This window comes from Corynebacterium sp. HMSC055D05 (assembly GCF_001810365.1).
GTDB classification, from domain to species: Bacteria; Actinomycetota; Actinomycetes; order Mycobacteriales; family Mycobacteriaceae; genus Corynebacterium; species Corynebacterium coyleae.
This window is the reverse complement of sequence record NZ_KV801032.1, coordinates 48,271-63,316: the sequence shown is the minus strand read 5'-3', so window position 1 is coordinate 63,316 and position 15,046 is coordinate 48,271. Positions and strand designations below refer to the sequence as shown.

The following is a 15,046-nucleotide window of genomic DNA, read 5'->3' as shown; positions in this document are numbered from 1 at the left end:
AGACACGTCACATTTCGGGGATGTTTCGTAATTTTGCGGTATTTCGACCCAAACCTTTTAAGAGAGAGACACAGACACGCATTGCAGGCACATGTCTACGACACAGAGCGTCCTCGTTGAGGGCACGCTGCAGGGGTTGCAGCTATGTGACACGGCCGGGATACTGCCACGCTGCAACACGTCCGTGGCGCGCCGTTGTGTGACACGCAACACAGGTGTTGTGTGTTCGTTTCGTAGTTTTGACCTCGTTTCGTAATTTGCCGATCAAAATACGAAAAAATTACGAAACGCTCTACCTGCGGTTTCGTGATTTCCGCAAACGAAAAGAACAAAACTACGAAACACGCGATAACGCTGTGACCTGCATAGACACGTCACATTTCGGGGATGTTTCGTAATTTTGCGGTATTTCGACCCAAACCTTTTAAGAGAGAGACACAGACACGCATTGCAGGCACATGTCTACGACACAGAGCGTCCTCGTTGAGGGCACGCTGCAGGGGTTGCAGCTATGTGACACGGGACACAATCGCAATCAAGGTGTCTCTTCTTATTTAGATTTTCTTCAAAAAGTGGAAAAATTACGAAACGAAAACCATTTACGCTGCTCAACGTATGTTTTTGTGTTTCGCAGTTTTGTTCGTTTCGTTTACGAGATTACGAAATGACCCGCAAATACCTACCGTGACCTGCGGTGATGTGTTTCGTATTTTTCTGCGTAATTTCACGTCGCCCGAAGCAGACACCCTGCCGTGTGCTTGCTGCAGGGCTGCGGCCGTCCCTCCATGTGGAGCGTCAGTGTCGATGCTGTAACTTAAACGTACATACATTTGTGGCGCTCTCGTTACGTGTCTGTGCATTGCCGAGCTCTTTACTGTTGTGTGTGGGCGCGCAGCCGTAGTGTCCGTGCCACTCCGAGTAGGGCGCGTCGTACCCCAAACCCATGTTCAATTAAATTCCAATCCAGAGAGGTCTTGCACTGTTGCGGTGCGGTTGTCTTCTTTCTCACCGTATTGGACCCTGCGAAATTAATTGGATACGATAGGCCCATGTTGATTTCAGGTTCCGTTTTCATGCCCCCGCTCACCAGCCGCTAAGGCGGTTTTCTCCCTCCCGCAGGTTAGAAACCGCTCCGGTCCTTTAGCCGGGCGGCCATTTGCCATGCCCGGCTCCCTTTCAAATCCAAGGAGCACACCTGATGTCTGCATACGGACACGGCCGTCACGAGCATGGCCAAAATTTTCTCACCAACCACAAGATCATCAACTCCATCATCGACCTTGTGAAACAAACCTCCGGCCCCATCATTGAGATCGGACCAGGAAGCGGTGCCCTCACTCACCCGATGGCCCACTTGGGGAGGGCGATAACGGCAGTTGAAGTGGACGCAAAACTAGCTGCCAAACTCACAAAAAAGACCGCCTCGGCGTCGGTCGAAGTGGTCCATGATGATTTCCTTAACTTCCGGTTACCCGCCACTCCCTGCGTCATTGTGGGAAACATTCCCTTTCACCTCACCACTGCCATTCTTCGAAAGTTGCTGCATGCGCCAGCATGGACTGACGCTGTACTCCTCATGCAGTGGGAAGTCGCTCGCCGCCGGGCCGGGGTAGGCGCAAGCACGATGATGACGGCTCAGTGGTCCCCATGGTTCACATTTCACCTGGGTTCTCGGGTACCAAGGTCTGCTTTCCGGCCACAGCCAAACGTTGACGGGGGGATCTTAGTGATCCGCCGGGTGGGTGACCCGAAGATCCCGATAGAGCAACGCAAAGCCTTTCAGGCGATGGTGCACACCGTTTTCACCGCCCGGGGACGCGGGATAGGGGAAATTCTCCGAAGGGCAGGGTTGTTTTCATCACGTTCAGAGACACAATCATGGTTGCGCTCGCGAGGAATCGACCCCGCAACCCTACCTCCCAGATTGCACACCAGCGACTGGATCGATCTCTTCCAGGTGACTGGTTCCTCTTCACCGCGCCATCGGCCCATTTCACAATCGGGAAGTAGTCAACGCCCTCCTCAACGGAAAAATCGAGGCCGGCGGCGGTAATCCCCCCTCCACCAAAACCGAAATCCACCAGTAGTAGTGAACGACCCATGTTCGTCTACCGTGAGCCGCGTTATGGCAGTGACGTGTTCTCGTCGGGCACAGTCATAGTTCCCGGCGTTGCCAGCGACAGGGTTCTACACCCAGCAGCGGGACCGATCAAAATCACCCGCACGGGGAACGACCCTGCTGGTGGTTTCGATTTTGATGAAAGCGAGGAGACATAGCCCCTCGCCAACTCCCCGTAGCTGGCGAACAGTAGCTCCTGGCGCTGGCGCTCGTTGGTGAGTTTGCGTGCCACATCGAAAGCCTTATCGACTTCCCGGTCCAAGTTGTTGTGAGCCTTGAGCAGAATTGGGTCCATCGATAACGGGTTGTAGTGCTCCGCGAGTGACCGCTGGGGGTGCCGCTCGCGTGCCCGCAGCACCAACTGTCCAGCGTCGATGATTCGCTGCTGCGCCTTCTCATCTAGTTCACACAGAGCTGGTCCGCAGTTGTAGCTCCCGATGTACTCCGAAAAACGGAAAAAATAAATAGTGGGGATACATCAACCTTCCACTTTCCATTCTTCCGGCTCAGAGTATTGAGGGGTCTGGGACCGGGTCCGTAAACCCTTTATGTTTTTTGCGCACAGCGGTTCTTAGCGACGCACCCTATAGGTTTTCCGCAGAACCTATATGTGTTTCTGTGCACCCCCATATGTTGTCTGTTTCTAGCGGTATTTCGTTGTACTTTGCGCATCGAATAGTTATTTATCGACGACACTCCTGCGATTTCAAATTTAACGTATAGTGCTTAACCTCTGCGATGAACTCTTTGATCCCGGGACGTGATGAGGACTGGGGCTATTGTGCTCCCCCGAACGCTACGGCCCGGGGACACGAGGCTGTGTCGCAGGTGCAGGCGAGAGGACCACTAGCGAAACACAGACCGCTGAGTCGACGCAGTCACGGTAAAGACGGAGCCGTCTAGGCGGTGCTCGAGGTTGCGCGAGATACGGTGACGCTGGGCGTCGGTAAGCGATGCGCATTCGGCGACATCGATGGAAAGCTGGACTTTGCCGTCCGTCGTGTTGACGCCCTGGCCGCCTGGAGTCGACGATTTCGCGAAACGCTCCGCGAGATCGGCGGCGATGACCGCACCGTCGGGGATCCCCGGGCCGGGTGCTATGGTCAGGTCGTTCATGCCGCCCAGCCTAGGTGCGCACAACTCTTTCTCGTCTCGGCGGAAGCGGAGACCGCGTCGCGACGGCCGGGATCCAGCCTCAGTATTATCCTCGTCACCGGTTGATTCGAACGCTTTTTGCTCCTCCTTCTCCCGTCGGGCTTCGATTTCAGCGGCCTCCGTAGGTGGCAGTGATCGCTGGATCCCTCGAACTACCGGTTCCGATCAGCGGTCGAAGGATTTTCGCAGCAGCCGGACCTGCGGCGCCGGTGCCGCCGCCGTAGCCTGACGAGCATCCCCGCCGTGACGGCCATCACGACGGCGGTCCCGGCACCGATGATCCAGGGATTACCGAGGAGCCCACCGACGCCTGCGAGTGCTCCGCCCGCCGCGATGAACGGCAGGCCGCAGCAGAGCAGCGACGGAAGCGCGCAGCATGCCAGCAAGAGCAGCCCGGTCACTGCAGCGACGACGGGACCGGCGCGCCATTCGTCGCGGTCCTGATCGGCGCTCATCGTCTGCTTCAGGATGAGATCTCCCCGATTGCCTGTGTTGCCGTTCATGCGCAGCACGACAGCAGCGACGGGTCGGTGGTGAAGGCCTTCGCGGCGATCCGGATGCCCTCGGCCATGGTCAGGTAGGGGGCCCAGGCGTTGGCGACCTCGGCGACGGTCCTGCCGAGCACGTGGACGCCTGCGGCGGCGAGCTCCCCGGCGTCCTTGGCGACGGCGGTCAGGCCGAGGATCTCGTTCGTCTCGGCGTTCACGACGATCTTGATGAACCCGCGGGTGTCGCGGTTGACCAAGGCGCGGGGCACGTGGTGCAGGGGCAGGACGCGGCAGTCGCAGCGGATCCCCGCGGCGAGGACGTCCTTCTCGGTCATCCCGACCGCGCCGATCGCGGGCCCGGTGAACGTCACCCGCGGCAGGCGGGCGTAGTCGACGGACCGGTCGGCGTCGGCGAACGCGTTCTCGGCGACGAGGGTGCCGTGGTGGGCGGCGACATAGACGAACTCGGGGTGCCCGGTCACGTCGCCCGCGGCCCAGACCCGCGGGTTCGAGGACTGCAGCCGGTCGGAGACGACCACCTCGCCGGAGTCTCCGGTATTCACCCCGACCGCATCGAGGTTCAGGCCATCGGTGACGGGACGGCGTCCGAGGGCGACCAGGACCTGGTCGGCGCGGAACTCCTGCGAGCCACCGGACAAGGCGGCGGTCACGACGGCCTCGCCTCCCGTGCCGCGGGAGACCCGGGTGGGCACTGCGCGGCTGACGACGCGGATGCCCCCGTCGGCGAACACCTCCTGGAGCGCCTTCGACACCTCCGGCTCCTCCTTCGAGGCGAGCCGGGACCGCACGAGCAGCGTGACCTGCGAGCCGAGGCGGGCGAACAGCTGCGCCTGCTCCAGGGCGACGTAGCCGCCGCCGAGCACCAGCAGCGACTCGGGGACCTCCGTCAGCTCCATCGCCGTGGTCGAGGTCAGGTATCCGGTCTCCTTCAGGCCGTCGATCGGCGGCGCCCACGGGCGAGAACCAGTCGCGACCAGGTAGTGGTGGGCCTCGATGGACTCGACGCTTCCGTCGGATCCGGCAACATCGAGAACCGGCGCATCAGGGGTGCCCACGAACGAGGCGTCGCCGCGGAGGACCTGCCAGCCGTAGGAGTCGGCGACGTCGGCGTACTTCTCGCCGCGCAGCGACTCCACCAACGCTTGCTTCCCAGCGATCAGCGCGGGCATGTCGACGGGATCCGCCGTCGTCGCGATCCCGGGGAACCGGGTTGCGGCATCGACCGCGACGTGCCGCGCGCCGGCCGCGGCAATGAGCGCCTTCGACGGGACGCAGCCCGTGTTCACGCAGGTGCCGCCGAGCGTCCCGCGCTCGATCATCACCACCGACTTCCCGAGCGTGCTGGCGCGGATCGCAGCGGCGAACGCGCCGCCTCCCGATCCGATGATGGCGAGATCGTACTTCGTAGGCATCGCTACTCCTGTCAACTCTTGGCTTTCTGCTCTGTCTCAGCCATACTGGACCTTCCAGTGCAGGGGAAGGTCAAGCGCGGCCACGGAGGGAGACAGCAATGTGGATCGGAGAACTCGCCGAGAGGGCGGGCACTACCGCGAAGACCCTTCGCTTCTACGAGGAACAGGGCCTTCTGCCCCCGACCGAGCGCACGCCGTCCGGATACCGCGACTACGCGCCCGAGACGGTCGCTCGGATCGACTTCATCCACCGCGGCCAGGCCGCGGGTCTCACTCTCGCCCAGATCCGCCAGATCCTCGACATCCGCGACGGCGGCCATGCGCCCTGCGAGCACGTGCGCGACCTGCTTGACGTGCGCCTCGCTGAGATCGAGCAGCAGATCGCGCAGCTCTCCGTGCTGCGCGACACTATCGCGGACCTTAGCCAGGACGCCGCGCACCCGGATCCTGAAACGTGCAGCACCGATCAAGTGTGTAGGTACTTGTAGACGGCGGGAGTCAATGACTCAAACGCTACAACCCCGGTATGCGCTAGCGCATGTCGATGCCGCCGGTGCCCACCTCGATGATTTTGGTGGTGGCCGCGATAGCACACAGCAGCGGCATCGGGGCGGAGGCCTGCAGTGCGAAGTGGTGGACTCGGAAGGACGCGTTGTTCACGCCGATTTCGTCCGCAGCCTGGGTGATCTCCAGACGAGTCTTGGCGATCTTTTCCGCAGATGGCCCGCACTAGCTGCCGAAGGCGTAATGCCCGAAGCTTAAGAAGCCGAACGCTTTCATTGGATAACACTCCTTTTGATGGTGTTAACGAGAGGGGGTAACTTTGCAACGACATACCGTGGAGTTCAAGTTCAACGTGTAGGTTAGCCGAATAAGAAGCTCTGACAGATGGTGGGGTAATCCTGCTCTGACATCTTATTCCAGCTTGGATGCGCTGGGATTAGGACTGGTCACGTGTGAGAAGGTTTCGTGTACAACTAGTGACATGAACTTTTTATTGCTCGGTGGTACCGGTTTCCTTGGAGGACACATTGCGGCGGCAGCAATCGACCGAGGACATCAAGTTACTTGCCTCGCGCGGGGTAACGGGAAGGTTCCCAACGGAGCCGAATTTGTGAGTTCAGACCGTGACCGTGACGGTGCGTACGATGAGGTTGCGGGGAAAACTTGGGACACCATTGTGGATCTGACGAGTCAGCCGAAGCATGCGCGGGATGCGGCGACGAAACTCCAGGCCAAGCATCGTATATTTCTGTCTTCGAGCAGCGTATATGAGGACCAAGGAAGTATTTCTTCCGAGTCTGATTCCGTAGTCACTCCGCTTGAAATTGACTACATGGAGAACATGGGGCAGTACCCGGCCGCAAAGTCTGCTTGCGAAACGATTTATCGCAACATAAATAGGTCGGTAATGGTAGTTCGACCCGGTCTGATCGCCGGCTACGGCGACGAAACAGGGCGCAGTGGTTACTATCCGTGGCGCTTCGCGCATCCCACGGGTGAGAACGTGATCGTCCCAGACCCGGCGTTTCCCGTCGCTATGATTGATGTGAAAGACCTTGCAGACTGGATAGTTGAGTCTGCAGAAGTTGGAACTTTCGGAACCTTTAACGCCACGGGGTTTGCTACTTCCTTGTCCGATGTGTTCAAGATTTCGCGTGAGTTAACCGCATCGGAGGCTACGGAGCGACCTTGCTCTGATGAACTGCTTCTCGCTAATGATGTAACCCCGTGGATGGGCCCAAAATCGTTGCCGTTGTGGGTACCAGGTGAACAGTTTCGCAACATCGCGCTACTCGATTGCGCCACAGCCTACGAAGCTGGCCTGCAGATTCGCCCGTTGAAAGAAACATTGGCGGATGCGCTGCGATTCGAAGAAGAACAGCAGGGGGAAAGACTCGCTGGGCTCAGCGATGAAGAGGAAGTCGTGCTTCGCCAGCGGTTAGAAGATGGTATTTAGTTTCGGCAGGAACAGTTTTAGTTGCAGTCGGGACCGTACTACGTTGGGTTTCGTTCCGCGACTGACTGTGAGAATGAGTCCGAATCTGACTTGAGGGGAACTTCGGCGGTGCTAGCTCTTCATGACGCGGAACGATCTAGCCTGCAGAGGCTGCCTTTCCGAGCAGGAAACGCCTTGCGGCACACTTTTCGGCTTCTCGAATCGCTTGCAACTGAGTGAGGTAGCCTTCTTTCGCCACTCCGTGGAGTTCCGTTTCAATAACTAGTGAGATTCGTTGATGATTCTCGTCGAGTGTTGAGTCAGGACTAGTGCCCGGCGCTTTTGCCAGGGACCTACCCGCGTAGTTGTACATCGTCCGTCGTGCGCCGCTCCGCGGTGGGGAGGAGCCCGATGGGGCGCGGGACTATGCCCATGGAGACGTAGGTCGTGTCCGCCTCGGGGTGATGCGCCGCTAGTTCGGCTCGCCTCCACGACAGAACGAGGAGCCGGCGCAACGATCGACGTGGACGACGGCTCCGCCCAAGGGGACTGCTGCACGATCAGGCAACAACTTCAAATTCGTGTCACTAGGCGCCCCCGAACTGTATAGAGTGACGCCTACCGGGAGGGAGATTCGAGTGTCGGAAAGCGGACCAGAGAAGAGACTGAAGTTCTTCGGCCTCAGCGACTACGGAACCTTCTGGCAGGCCGACCGCCTCCTAGAGCTCGTCCGTGAATTCGATGCTACTCGTGGCGATCAAGGCATAAACGACATCGTTGAGTTGCATCATCTCGCGTTGTTCCTAGAACACAAAGTTCTCCCGAAGGACCTGGCCGAAGCAGAGCGAGACGCGCCTCTGGCGCACGTCCCCGAGATCCGGGAAGTCATCGGCAGGTTTTTCGGCAAAGTGACTGACGCCACCTTCTCAACGCTCGTTCAGGACGTTGACTTTCAGTACCGCACAGACGTCCTCGATCTCCTCGGAAAGAACAAGGTCTTCGAGCGCTGCACTGACTCGATCGTGCTTGCTGCACTTCAAGAGCAGAGTTTCCACCCGCACGATCTGCTCTCATGCCAGACACTCGTGCGTGCCTACGACCAGGAGATTCGGGCCCTGCTACTCGATGAGCCGCGCAATGCTGAGCTGCTTGCGCGGAAGTTCCTCCAGTCCGAGGGGCGGGATCCAATCCATCTTCCGAAGAGCTTTACTCCCGCGGATCAGCGTGGCCTGTTTGACCGATATCTCGATGAGGAAGAGCCTAACCTCAACTTCGTCAAGCTGATCGCATCCGCACGAGCTGACAAGAACACCGGCGTCGATGCTCGACTGAAGCTAAAGGCTCGTCGCAAGGCAGATGCGCTCACGAAGAAGATGTTCGAGTCCACGGAGGGGATCAAGACCGGCTGCGAAGTGGGCATCTCGGCCGATCAGGTCGAAGAGGTCGTCCAGTCTTTGGACGGCATGGTTGGCAAGTACTCCTACAGTCGAACCTGGCTCACGGAGAACCTCGACTACCCGACTATCCTGAATAACTTTGTTCACCTGTTCCAGTTCGCCAACGACCACATGCTCCTGGAACTCCCTTCCTACGGAGCGCAACTTGGCGTCTTCGAGCGGTTCATGGGTACGCCGGGCAAGGGCGACTACCGGACGGGGGCGGTGTTCAGGCTCAAGGATCAGGCGTCCTTGCTCCAGACCTTGATGTACGAGCGCTTCCTCAGCTCCGAAGGTATAGAGCTCGAGTTGGTCATCGCTTGGTTCTTCACGGACTACCTTGAGCAGGAGTTCGGTGCCAAGGGGCTGAAGTACCGCGCCTCCAGCCCGACCGCTACCTACCTTGAGAAGAGCCGCCATCTGTTCTCAGAGATGGAGAGCGTCCTCAAGCAGTTCACGCTGCATGTCGACTACGGCGAGGTTGACCCGGAGCTGCTGACAATCACATCGGAGCAGCTTTCCTACGGCGACATCCCGAGTCAGGTTGTGGATAAGTACGCCTACGTTGCCAACAACGCGGACATCCAAGGAATTCAGCACCTGCTCTTCTCGGACCAATCCGGATTGGTGCACATCAGCAGCGATCTGGAGGCAGAGAGCTTCCTCCACTTGGTCATCGCCAATGACATCGCCTACGACCAGTTCCACGAGTACCAACAGCGCAACATCGACTTCCTGGTCGAGAAGGGCATCCTGACCGGAGATCGTGACCGAATTGCGTTTGCAAGCGCGCCACAATTGCATGTGCTCAAGGAACTCTGGGAGTACGAGGTGACGAGCTGTCTCCATCATTCGGCGGCCGGCCAGAAAGCCATTGACGAGATGGTGAGCGCCGGATGGCTGGTGCATCGATCAACGCTGCTCAGCGCCGCGGAGGTCAGCTACTTCAACTACTTCCTTAACGATAAGGAGTTCAGCAACGGACCTAGCCTGCGCAACCGCTACCTCCATGGATCACAGGCAGACGGTGACGACGACCGCGTTCACCGCCACACGTATCTAACAGCGCTCCGCCTACTCGTTGCGCTGGTCATCAAGATCAACGATGACTTCTGCCTGACGGATAACGCCGTGCTCGCGAAGGAATAGGGGCCGACCGCTGGCATGGTCGAGCCCTCTTCAGATCCCTAGTATGTGGCGTCTCAGCCGGGTTCCCTGCCGGCGTGATGGCGCGGTACCTCCTTCGTGGCGTCCTGCAGGCTGACCCACGTCGAGGGTGAGCCTGTGTCCCCTGATCAGTAGCGAGCACTGACCGTGGGGAGGGGGAGCACGTGAACCCTGTGTTCAGATGTACCTATGTGCCGGAACTCGGTGGAGTTTAGATTCAACGTGTGATCGACGGCCGATTATCGGGCACGCTGGACTTCAGTTCATCTGTGGTCGAGCGGCCCAGGCGTTGACATTGCATTGCTGCTCGGTGTGGTCGCCCGCAGCCACGACTGTTTCGTCGGCCCGCAGCCACGACTGTTCCGTCGGCGCGCAGCCCGAGCGAGTGTCTCGCTCCGGCTGCGATCGCTGTGATGCCGGTCCATGACTGGACATCGCACTGGCCGAACTGGTTGTCGCCCGTTCCGAAGACCCTTCCGGTCTGGCTCAGCGCGAGCGTATGGACGGAGCCGGCTGCCACTGAGGTGATGCTTCTCCACGATGACACCTCGCACTGGCCTCTGCTGTCGTCGCTGACGGCGACGACGGTGCCGTCGTCGTGTAAGCCGACGGTGTGCAGGTAGCCGGCAGAGACCTCGGACACGTGTGTCCACCGGGCGACGTCGGTCTGCCCTCGCTGATTGTTGCCAGTTGCGAGGGCTGTGCCGTCGCGTCGAACTGCGATTGTGTGCCAGTCGCCGCATCCGATCTCAGTTGACCATGATCTCGCTGTAGATTGTCCTACGTGGGGGGGCATGTGGTGGAGTAAAGATTTTCGACCTGACATCTGGCCGCAAGACAGGAAGGAGCCCGGACCGGGAGCACGATGCCTAATGATCCTCTCAACCTCGACAAGGCCGGCGAGTGGGCTGGCGTGTGGTGGCTGCCGGAAGCCCCTAGCGAGAAGGTCCCGGGTGTCCTACGGTACGACCCGGAAGATGGTCTCTCTCTGTCGCTGATCGGCACCTTCGAGGATCGGATCTTGACGACGGACTCGTCTGGATGGACTGCTGTTCACGAAGGAACCCGCACCTGGGAAGTCATGCACGGTGTGGCCGAGCTCAGGGAGATCACACTGCTCGGCTGTGTTCCTAGGAGCACCAGAAGGACCATGGGTGCGCGAGTGGCGAGCCCTGATAAGCAGACCGTGACCGCGACGGTCGCCATCATCGGCGCGCATGTCAGCGGTGACGCGGATCCGGCGTTCGCTAGGGCAGAAGTCTCAGTCGAGGATCTGAGTCTCTGGGCGGTGTCTTCTGTGTTCGAAGGATCCCTCGGGGCTCCCGACGGCAAGATCGACGGGACCGGGCGTATCTCGGTGAAGCCGGTCAAGGCGCAATCGGTCGTAGTCGACGACACTGAGTATCGCCTTCAGCACACGCACACGCTTCCATTCTTCGACCAGCGCAAGGGAGGAAGCGTCGGACGTGTGCGGGACACGGTGTCCATCTGCGTCGTGCCAGCCGAACCATTCTCTCTGAGTGTTGCTCTGCAGGAGGCGAGCCTGGTGCAGGACCTGATCTCCCTGGCGACGCATCGCGCGGCCGGAGTGATCTGGCTCCGACTGGAAGTTGCCGGGACCGAGTCGCACTTCCCTGATGGCCGCCCGCTGCCGCGCCGACGTGCCGATGTGCTCTACTCACCGGCCGCGCTTGGAAAACACGACGCGAAAGCCGTCGATCACCACCGAATGTTCTTCACCTGCGGCACGATCCCATTTGAGGAGGTCATGCCCCGATGGTGCGACGCCCATGGCCGCCTGGAGGCAGCGACAAACATGATCTTGGGCTTGCGCTACGCACCGGCCCGTTTTGTTGAGAACAATCTTCTGACGGCAGTCGGTGCTGCCGAGGTGTTGCACCGCAACCTCCGCATCGACGAGAAACCGTTCCCCAACGCGGAGTTCAGGGCGATGCGAGAGGCGATGCTGGCGCAGGTTCCCGATGAGCACCGAAACAGGTTCAAGGGAGCGATCCGCAACGACCCGACCCTCCGTGATCGGCTCCATGCCCTCGCCGCGCGACCCGATCAGGAAGCGATCGCACAGCTCTTACCGGATGTCGACCATTGGGCGAAGTGGACGACGCGCGCCCGCAATGACCTCGCGCACGAGGGCAGAACGCCCAACCATTCCATCGAGGAGCTGATCGCCGTCGTCGAGGTGACGACCGCGGTCGTAATCCTCAACGTCTTGCACGAGCTCGGGTTGCCGGCAGAGCGACAGCGAGAGATCGTGCGGGAGCACCCGCAACTGAGGGCTACGTTTCGTACCGCTGCCGAATGGCTGGTTCCCTCACCAAACCCTTAGGTGCACTGCGATAGCCGCTACTTCGGAACCTCCGTGACGCTGCTGCCCGGTCGTTTAGTGCGAGACGCGTGTAAGCCTGCTCTATCGCTCGTTCGTTGAGTGCGTCATGGCGGGCGGGCGAGACGACCGGCTGTAAGTGGTGGCAGCGCGTCAGTGCCGCCTGGTGCGGCGGTGAGACGGGAGAATGTCGTCGGCCCTTAAGAACGCGGTGGAGTTCCGCTTCAGTGTCAAAGCTCCATGTCGACGTGCTGCCGGGCCCGTTACCCCCGGAAGCATGTCTGAGACCGTCATGACGCCTGAGACGCTTGCCCTACGCGAGATTCTCGTTGCGCGTCTTGACGAGTTCCAGGTGCTCCTCAATCGGTACGGTGCGACCAACCCGAAGTTGTTCGGGTCCGTCGCGCGCGGCACCGCGTCTGCAGGATCGGACATCGACATCCTCGTCGGGATGGACCCTGCGGAGGGACGTCTCCTGATGCGTGCGTCTGGTCTGCTCGAGGAGAGTCGCGCTCTGTTCGGGCGCGATGGCATCGATGTGTTTCCTGCCCAGTTGCTCAGGCACCCGGTATCCGCTTCGACGCTCGCCGAGGCGGTGCCGCTGTGAGTCGCAGTCCGGCGAAGCCGTGAACCATCTTCCCGATGAGATCACCGGCGCGCACCCTGAGATCGTCTGGCCTCAGATTCGGGATCTCCGCAACATCCTGGTGCACCAGTATTTCGGCGTCGACATCGACGTGGTCCGCGATGTCGTCGATACTCATCTGCCTCCTCTTGCCTAGGCGCTGCGGTGCCACATCTCTGCTGACTGACGGCACGGCTCCAAAGGTTATTCGGCTACGGAACGGGGTCGAGTTCAAGTTCAATGTGTAGCTAGGCCCCGGGAATACTCACGCAGAACTCGTTGCCTTCCGGGTCCTGCATGACAGTCCACACCAATCCCGGCGCCTCGTGGGTGATGAGTTCGGTAGCGCCTAGGTCTTTGAGGCGTTCTATTAAAGTTTCGCGCTCCGCCCCGCCAACGTCGATGTGCATGCGGTTTTCCCAGGTATCGGATCCTTAACGCGCTGAAATCCCAGCGCCGGGGTGGAATCAACCATCACAAAATCGCCGTAATCCGCGGCGATTTCGCAACCGGTTGCGGCGGACCAAAACTCGCCGAGTTTTGAGACACTTGCAATGCCTTGGCGAGCGCATGATTGCTGTATCCGGTAAGCACACCGGGTTTCTTCGAAGATATTCGTGCCTAGTCGAGCAGGGCGCGGTACTGTTTGCGTGCCTTCATGGAGTGAATGATCGTTTCGGTGCCGTCATCCCAGATGAGTACGACAATCTCGAGTAATCTCATTGAGCCGTCGAACCCGAGGCGCAGTTCCCTTTGAGGGTGTTCCTCATCGAGTGGGGTCTTAAAAACGCAGCCTGAAGTCGCGGCAGTAACGGAGTCGTCTGGCTTGATGCCGTGTTTCGTGGCGCTTCGGCGTACGTCCATTTCTAAATAGCATTCTTTAGCGCTTCGCGGATTGCCTGAGAGCGTGACCATCCGTTTTCAGCCGCAAACTTGTCGAGGTCCGATATCTCGCCGGGGGAAAGCCGAATGGAGATAACCTTCGCAGCATCTTCGTTTCGAGGTTTCCTTCCACGTCGACGAAGTGTCTCTACGTCGTAGCCTTTCTCGGCTTCGGTTACCCACGCATCGATTTGCTCTTCGCTGACTAGCTTCCCGTTGATAGTTTTCATGCACGTAATCGTAATACGGAAAAGGCTTGGCGGCTAGGGGGAGGTTATATTCTTTCGACAATCCGTCGAGTTCAAATTTAACGTGTAGCGTTATTGACGCTTCGCGTTATGGGGGGGATAAGGTGAAGCATGATCCAGTCGTTCGCTGACAAGGACACCGAGCGTTTGTGGAATCGAGAGCGGGTTCGCTCGATCGATTCCCGCATTCACTCAGTAGCGCTGCGCAAGCTTCGCCAGCTTGGGCACGCGCAGACTCTTGATGAGTTACGGAATCCCCCGGAGAACCGGCTTGAGGCGTTGAAAGGTGATCGGCGGGGTCAGTTCAGCATTCGAATCAATGACCAGTGGCGGATCTGTTTTCGGTGGTCCGCCGCGAGGCCAGAGGAGGTTGAGATCGTTGACGACCACTGACAAGCTCCCTCCGGTTCACCCCGGTGAGATCCTCATGGAGGACTTTCTCAAGGAAATGGGGATCACCCAGCACAAGCTCGCCGTCTCCATCGGCGTTCCGCCCCGCCGGATCAACGAAATTGTTCACGGTAAGCGCGCTGTAACCGCTGACACGGCCCTTCGTCTAGCGAAGTTCTTCGGAATGAGCCCCCAGTTCTGGCTCGGGTTACAGACCCAGTACGACCTGGATGTGGCAGAAGACAAAATCCTCGCCGAGATCGAGAGGATTCAGCCGATTCACGCTGTCTCGACGTAGCGGTTACCCGAACCAGGTCCGTCAGCGTGAGGATATGCACGCGGATGGTTCGAACTAGGGAATTTGGGGTCGCCGTCGCGTGGACTTGAGTTCCGAGCGCCGCTTTTTCGCTTCGAGACGGCGCCGCACCGAGCCGCGCGTCGGCTTCGTTTTCCGCCGCGGGGGAGGCGGTGGGGCGAGCGCCTCGCGCAACAAGATGGCCATGCGTTCCCGCGCCTCGGCACGGTTGCGGACCTGCGAGCGCTGCGTCGATGCGCTCACGGTGAGCACCGTGCCGTCCAGGCGGTGTTCGAGGTTACGCAGGGCGCAGCGACGCTGGGCGTCGGAAAGCGATGCGCATTCCGCGATGTCGATGGAGAGCTGCACCTTACTGTCGGTGGTGTTGACGCCCTGGCCGCCCGGGCCCGATGCCTTCGCGAACCGCTCCGACAGGTCCGCCGCGGCGACGACGAGGCCACCGGGGATCCCCGGGCCGGGCGCGATGGTCAGGTCGTTCATACCGCCCAGCGTAGTTAGAGTTGT

General features: G+C 59.8%; 17 protein-coding genes and 2 pseudogenes. 9 read left to right on the top strand and 10 right to left on the bottom strand.

Going from position 1 to position 15,046, the window contains the following annotated elements; all coding sequences use genetic code 11:
• The first annotated feature begins 1,198 nt into the window (after nt 1–1,198).
• Nucleotides 1,199–2,053, top strand: a complete 855-nt coding sequence (gene erm / locus HMPREF2734_RS01695; RefSeq protein WP_070568683.1) for a 23S ribosomal RNA methyltransferase Erm — start codon at nt 1,199–1,201, stop codon at nt 2,051–2,053.
• Between the two features lie 70 nt (nt 2,054–2,123).
• On the opposite strand, the gene HMPREF2734_RS12210 is transcribed toward erm, so the two are convergent.
• The 4 genes and pseudogenes from HMPREF2734_RS12210 to merA form a co-directional block, all read right to left on the bottom strand.
• Nucleotides 2,124–2,477, bottom strand: a complete 354-nt coding sequence (locus tag HMPREF2734_RS12210; protein WP_016423158.1) for a type IIL restriction-modification enzyme MmeI — start codon at nt 2,475–2,477, stop codon at nt 2,124–2,126.
• Between the two features lie 368 nt (nt 2,478–2,845).
• Nucleotides 2,846–3,235 (bottom strand): annotated as a pseudogene (locus tag HMPREF2734_RS01685) (peptide chain release factor I).
• Nucleotides 3,236–3,426: 191 nt separating this feature from the next.
• Nucleotides 3,427–3,777: a hypothetical protein gene (locus HMPREF2734_RS01680; RefSeq protein WP_070568677.1), complete on the bottom strand. Its 351-nt coding sequence runs from the start codon at nt 3,775–3,777 to the stop codon at nt 3,427–3,429.
• Nucleotides 3,774–5,195: a mercury(II) reductase gene (gene merA, locus HMPREF2734_RS01675; protein ID WP_070568676.1), complete on the bottom strand. Its 1,422-nt coding sequence runs from the start codon at nt 5,193–5,195 to the stop codon at nt 3,774–3,776. The genes HMPREF2734_RS01680 and merA overlap by 4 nt, the downstream gene beginning before the upstream one ends.
• A gap of 98 nt (nt 5,196–5,293) precedes the next feature.
• On the opposite strand from merA, the gene HMPREF2734_RS01670 reads away from it, so the two are divergent.
• Entirely contained in the window at nt 5,294–5,683 is a 390-nt protein-coding gene (locus tag HMPREF2734_RS01670) for a heavy metal-responsive transcriptional regulator (protein ID WP_005290994.1), read from the top strand.
• A gap of 46 nt (nt 5,684–5,729) precedes the next feature.
• On the opposite strand, the pseudogene HMPREF2734_RS12355 reads toward HMPREF2734_RS01670, so the two are convergent.
• Nucleotides 5,730–5,975: pseudogene (locus tag HMPREF2734_RS12355) on the bottom strand (alkane 1-monooxygenase); the annotation flags it as partial.
• 205 nt (nt 5,976–6,180) lie between these two features.
• On the opposite strand from HMPREF2734_RS12355, the gene HMPREF2734_RS01660 reads away from it, so the two are divergent.
• Complete coding sequence (locus HMPREF2734_RS01660; RefSeq protein WP_070568673.1) at nt 6,181–7,155, top strand: NAD-dependent epimerase/dehydratase family protein; 975 nt, start codon at nt 6,181–6,183, stop codon at nt 7,153–7,155.
• A 560-nt stretch (nt 7,156–7,715) separates the two neighbouring features.
• On the top strand, nt 7,716–9,719 hold the full coding sequence (locus tag HMPREF2734_RS01655) for a hypothetical protein (RefSeq protein WP_246816758.1): 2,004 nt from the start codon (nt 7,716–7,718) through the stop codon (nt 9,717–9,719).
• A gap of 235 nt (nt 9,720–9,954) precedes the next feature.
• Here HMPREF2734_RS01655 and HMPREF2734_RS12350 read toward each other — a convergent pair whose 3' ends face one another.
• Nucleotides 9,955–10,533 carry an RCC1 domain-containing protein gene (locus tag HMPREF2734_RS12350; RefSeq protein ID WP_210384714.1) on the bottom strand — a complete coding sequence of 193 codons (579 nt, stop codon included), beginning with the start codon at nt 10,531–10,533 and terminating at the stop codon, nt 9,955–9,957.
• 69 nt (nt 10,534–10,602) lie between these two features.
• On the opposite strand from HMPREF2734_RS12350, the gene HMPREF2734_RS01650 reads away from it, so the two are divergent.
• From HMPREF2734_RS01650 to HMPREF2734_RS12305, 3 genes are all read left to right on the top strand, one after another.
• Nucleotides 10,603–12,084, top strand: coding sequence for an ApeA N-terminal domain 1-containing protein (locus HMPREF2734_RS01650; protein ID WP_070568670.1), 1,482 nt, complete (start codon nt 10,603–10,605; stop codon nt 12,082–12,084).
• Between the two features lie 274 nt (nt 12,085–12,358).
• Nucleotides 12,359–12,688: a nucleotidyltransferase family protein gene (locus tag HMPREF2734_RS01645; protein WP_070568668.1), complete on the top strand. Its 330-nt coding sequence runs from the start codon at nt 12,359–12,361 to the stop codon at nt 12,686–12,688.
• Nucleotides 12,609–12,863: a HepT-like ribonuclease domain-containing protein gene (locus HMPREF2734_RS12305; protein WP_083308018.1), complete on the top strand. Its 255-nt coding sequence runs from the start codon at nt 12,609–12,611 to the stop codon at nt 12,861–12,863. The genes HMPREF2734_RS01645 and HMPREF2734_RS12305 overlap by 80 nt, the downstream gene beginning before the upstream one ends.
• Nucleotides 12,864–12,954: 91 nt before the next feature.
• Here the strand turns inward: HMPREF2734_RS12305 and HMPREF2734_RS12195 are convergent, their stop codons facing one another.
• The 3 genes from HMPREF2734_RS12195 to HMPREF2734_RS01625 all read right to left on the bottom strand — a co-directional run bounded on the left by HMPREF2734_RS12195 (nt 12,955) and on the right by HMPREF2734_RS01625 (nt 13,818).
• Nucleotides 12,955–13,116, bottom strand: a complete 162-nt coding sequence (locus HMPREF2734_RS12195) for a VOC family protein (protein WP_246816755.1) — start codon at nt 13,114–13,116, stop codon at nt 12,955–12,957.
• A gap of 211 nt (nt 13,117–13,327) precedes the next feature.
• Nucleotides 13,328–13,570: a hypothetical protein gene (locus tag HMPREF2734_RS01630; protein WP_070568665.1), complete on the bottom strand. Its 243-nt coding sequence runs from the start codon at nt 13,568–13,570 to the stop codon at nt 13,328–13,330.
• A gap of 2 nt (nt 13,571–13,572) precedes the next feature.
• Nucleotides 13,573–13,818 carry a ribbon-helix-helix domain-containing protein gene (locus HMPREF2734_RS01625; RefSeq protein WP_034662589.1) on the bottom strand — a complete coding sequence of 82 codons (246 nt, stop codon included), beginning with the start codon at nt 13,816–13,818 and terminating at the stop codon, nt 13,573–13,575.
• 129 nt (nt 13,819–13,947) lie between these two features.
• On the opposite strand from HMPREF2734_RS01625, the gene HMPREF2734_RS01620 reads away from it, so the two are divergent.
• Complete coding sequence (locus HMPREF2734_RS01620; protein WP_070568662.1) at nt 13,948–14,229, top strand: type II toxin-antitoxin system RelE/ParE family toxin; 282 nt, start codon at nt 13,948–13,950, stop codon at nt 14,227–14,229.
• Between the two features lie 34 nt (nt 14,230–14,263).
• Nucleotides 14,264–14,524, top strand: a complete 261-nt coding sequence (locus HMPREF2734_RS01615; RefSeq protein WP_070568690.1) for a HigA family addiction module antitoxin — start codon at nt 14,264–14,266, stop codon at nt 14,522–14,524.
• A gap of 54 nt (nt 14,525–14,578) precedes the next feature.
• Here HMPREF2734_RS01615 and arfB read toward each other — a convergent pair whose 3' ends face one another.
• Nucleotides 14,579–15,022, bottom strand: coding sequence for an alternative ribosome rescue aminoacyl-tRNA hydrolase ArfB (arfB, locus tag HMPREF2734_RS01610; RefSeq protein ID WP_070568659.1), 444 nt, complete (start codon nt 15,020–15,022; stop codon nt 14,579–14,581).
• Nucleotides 15,023–15,046 lie beyond the last annotated feature (24 nt).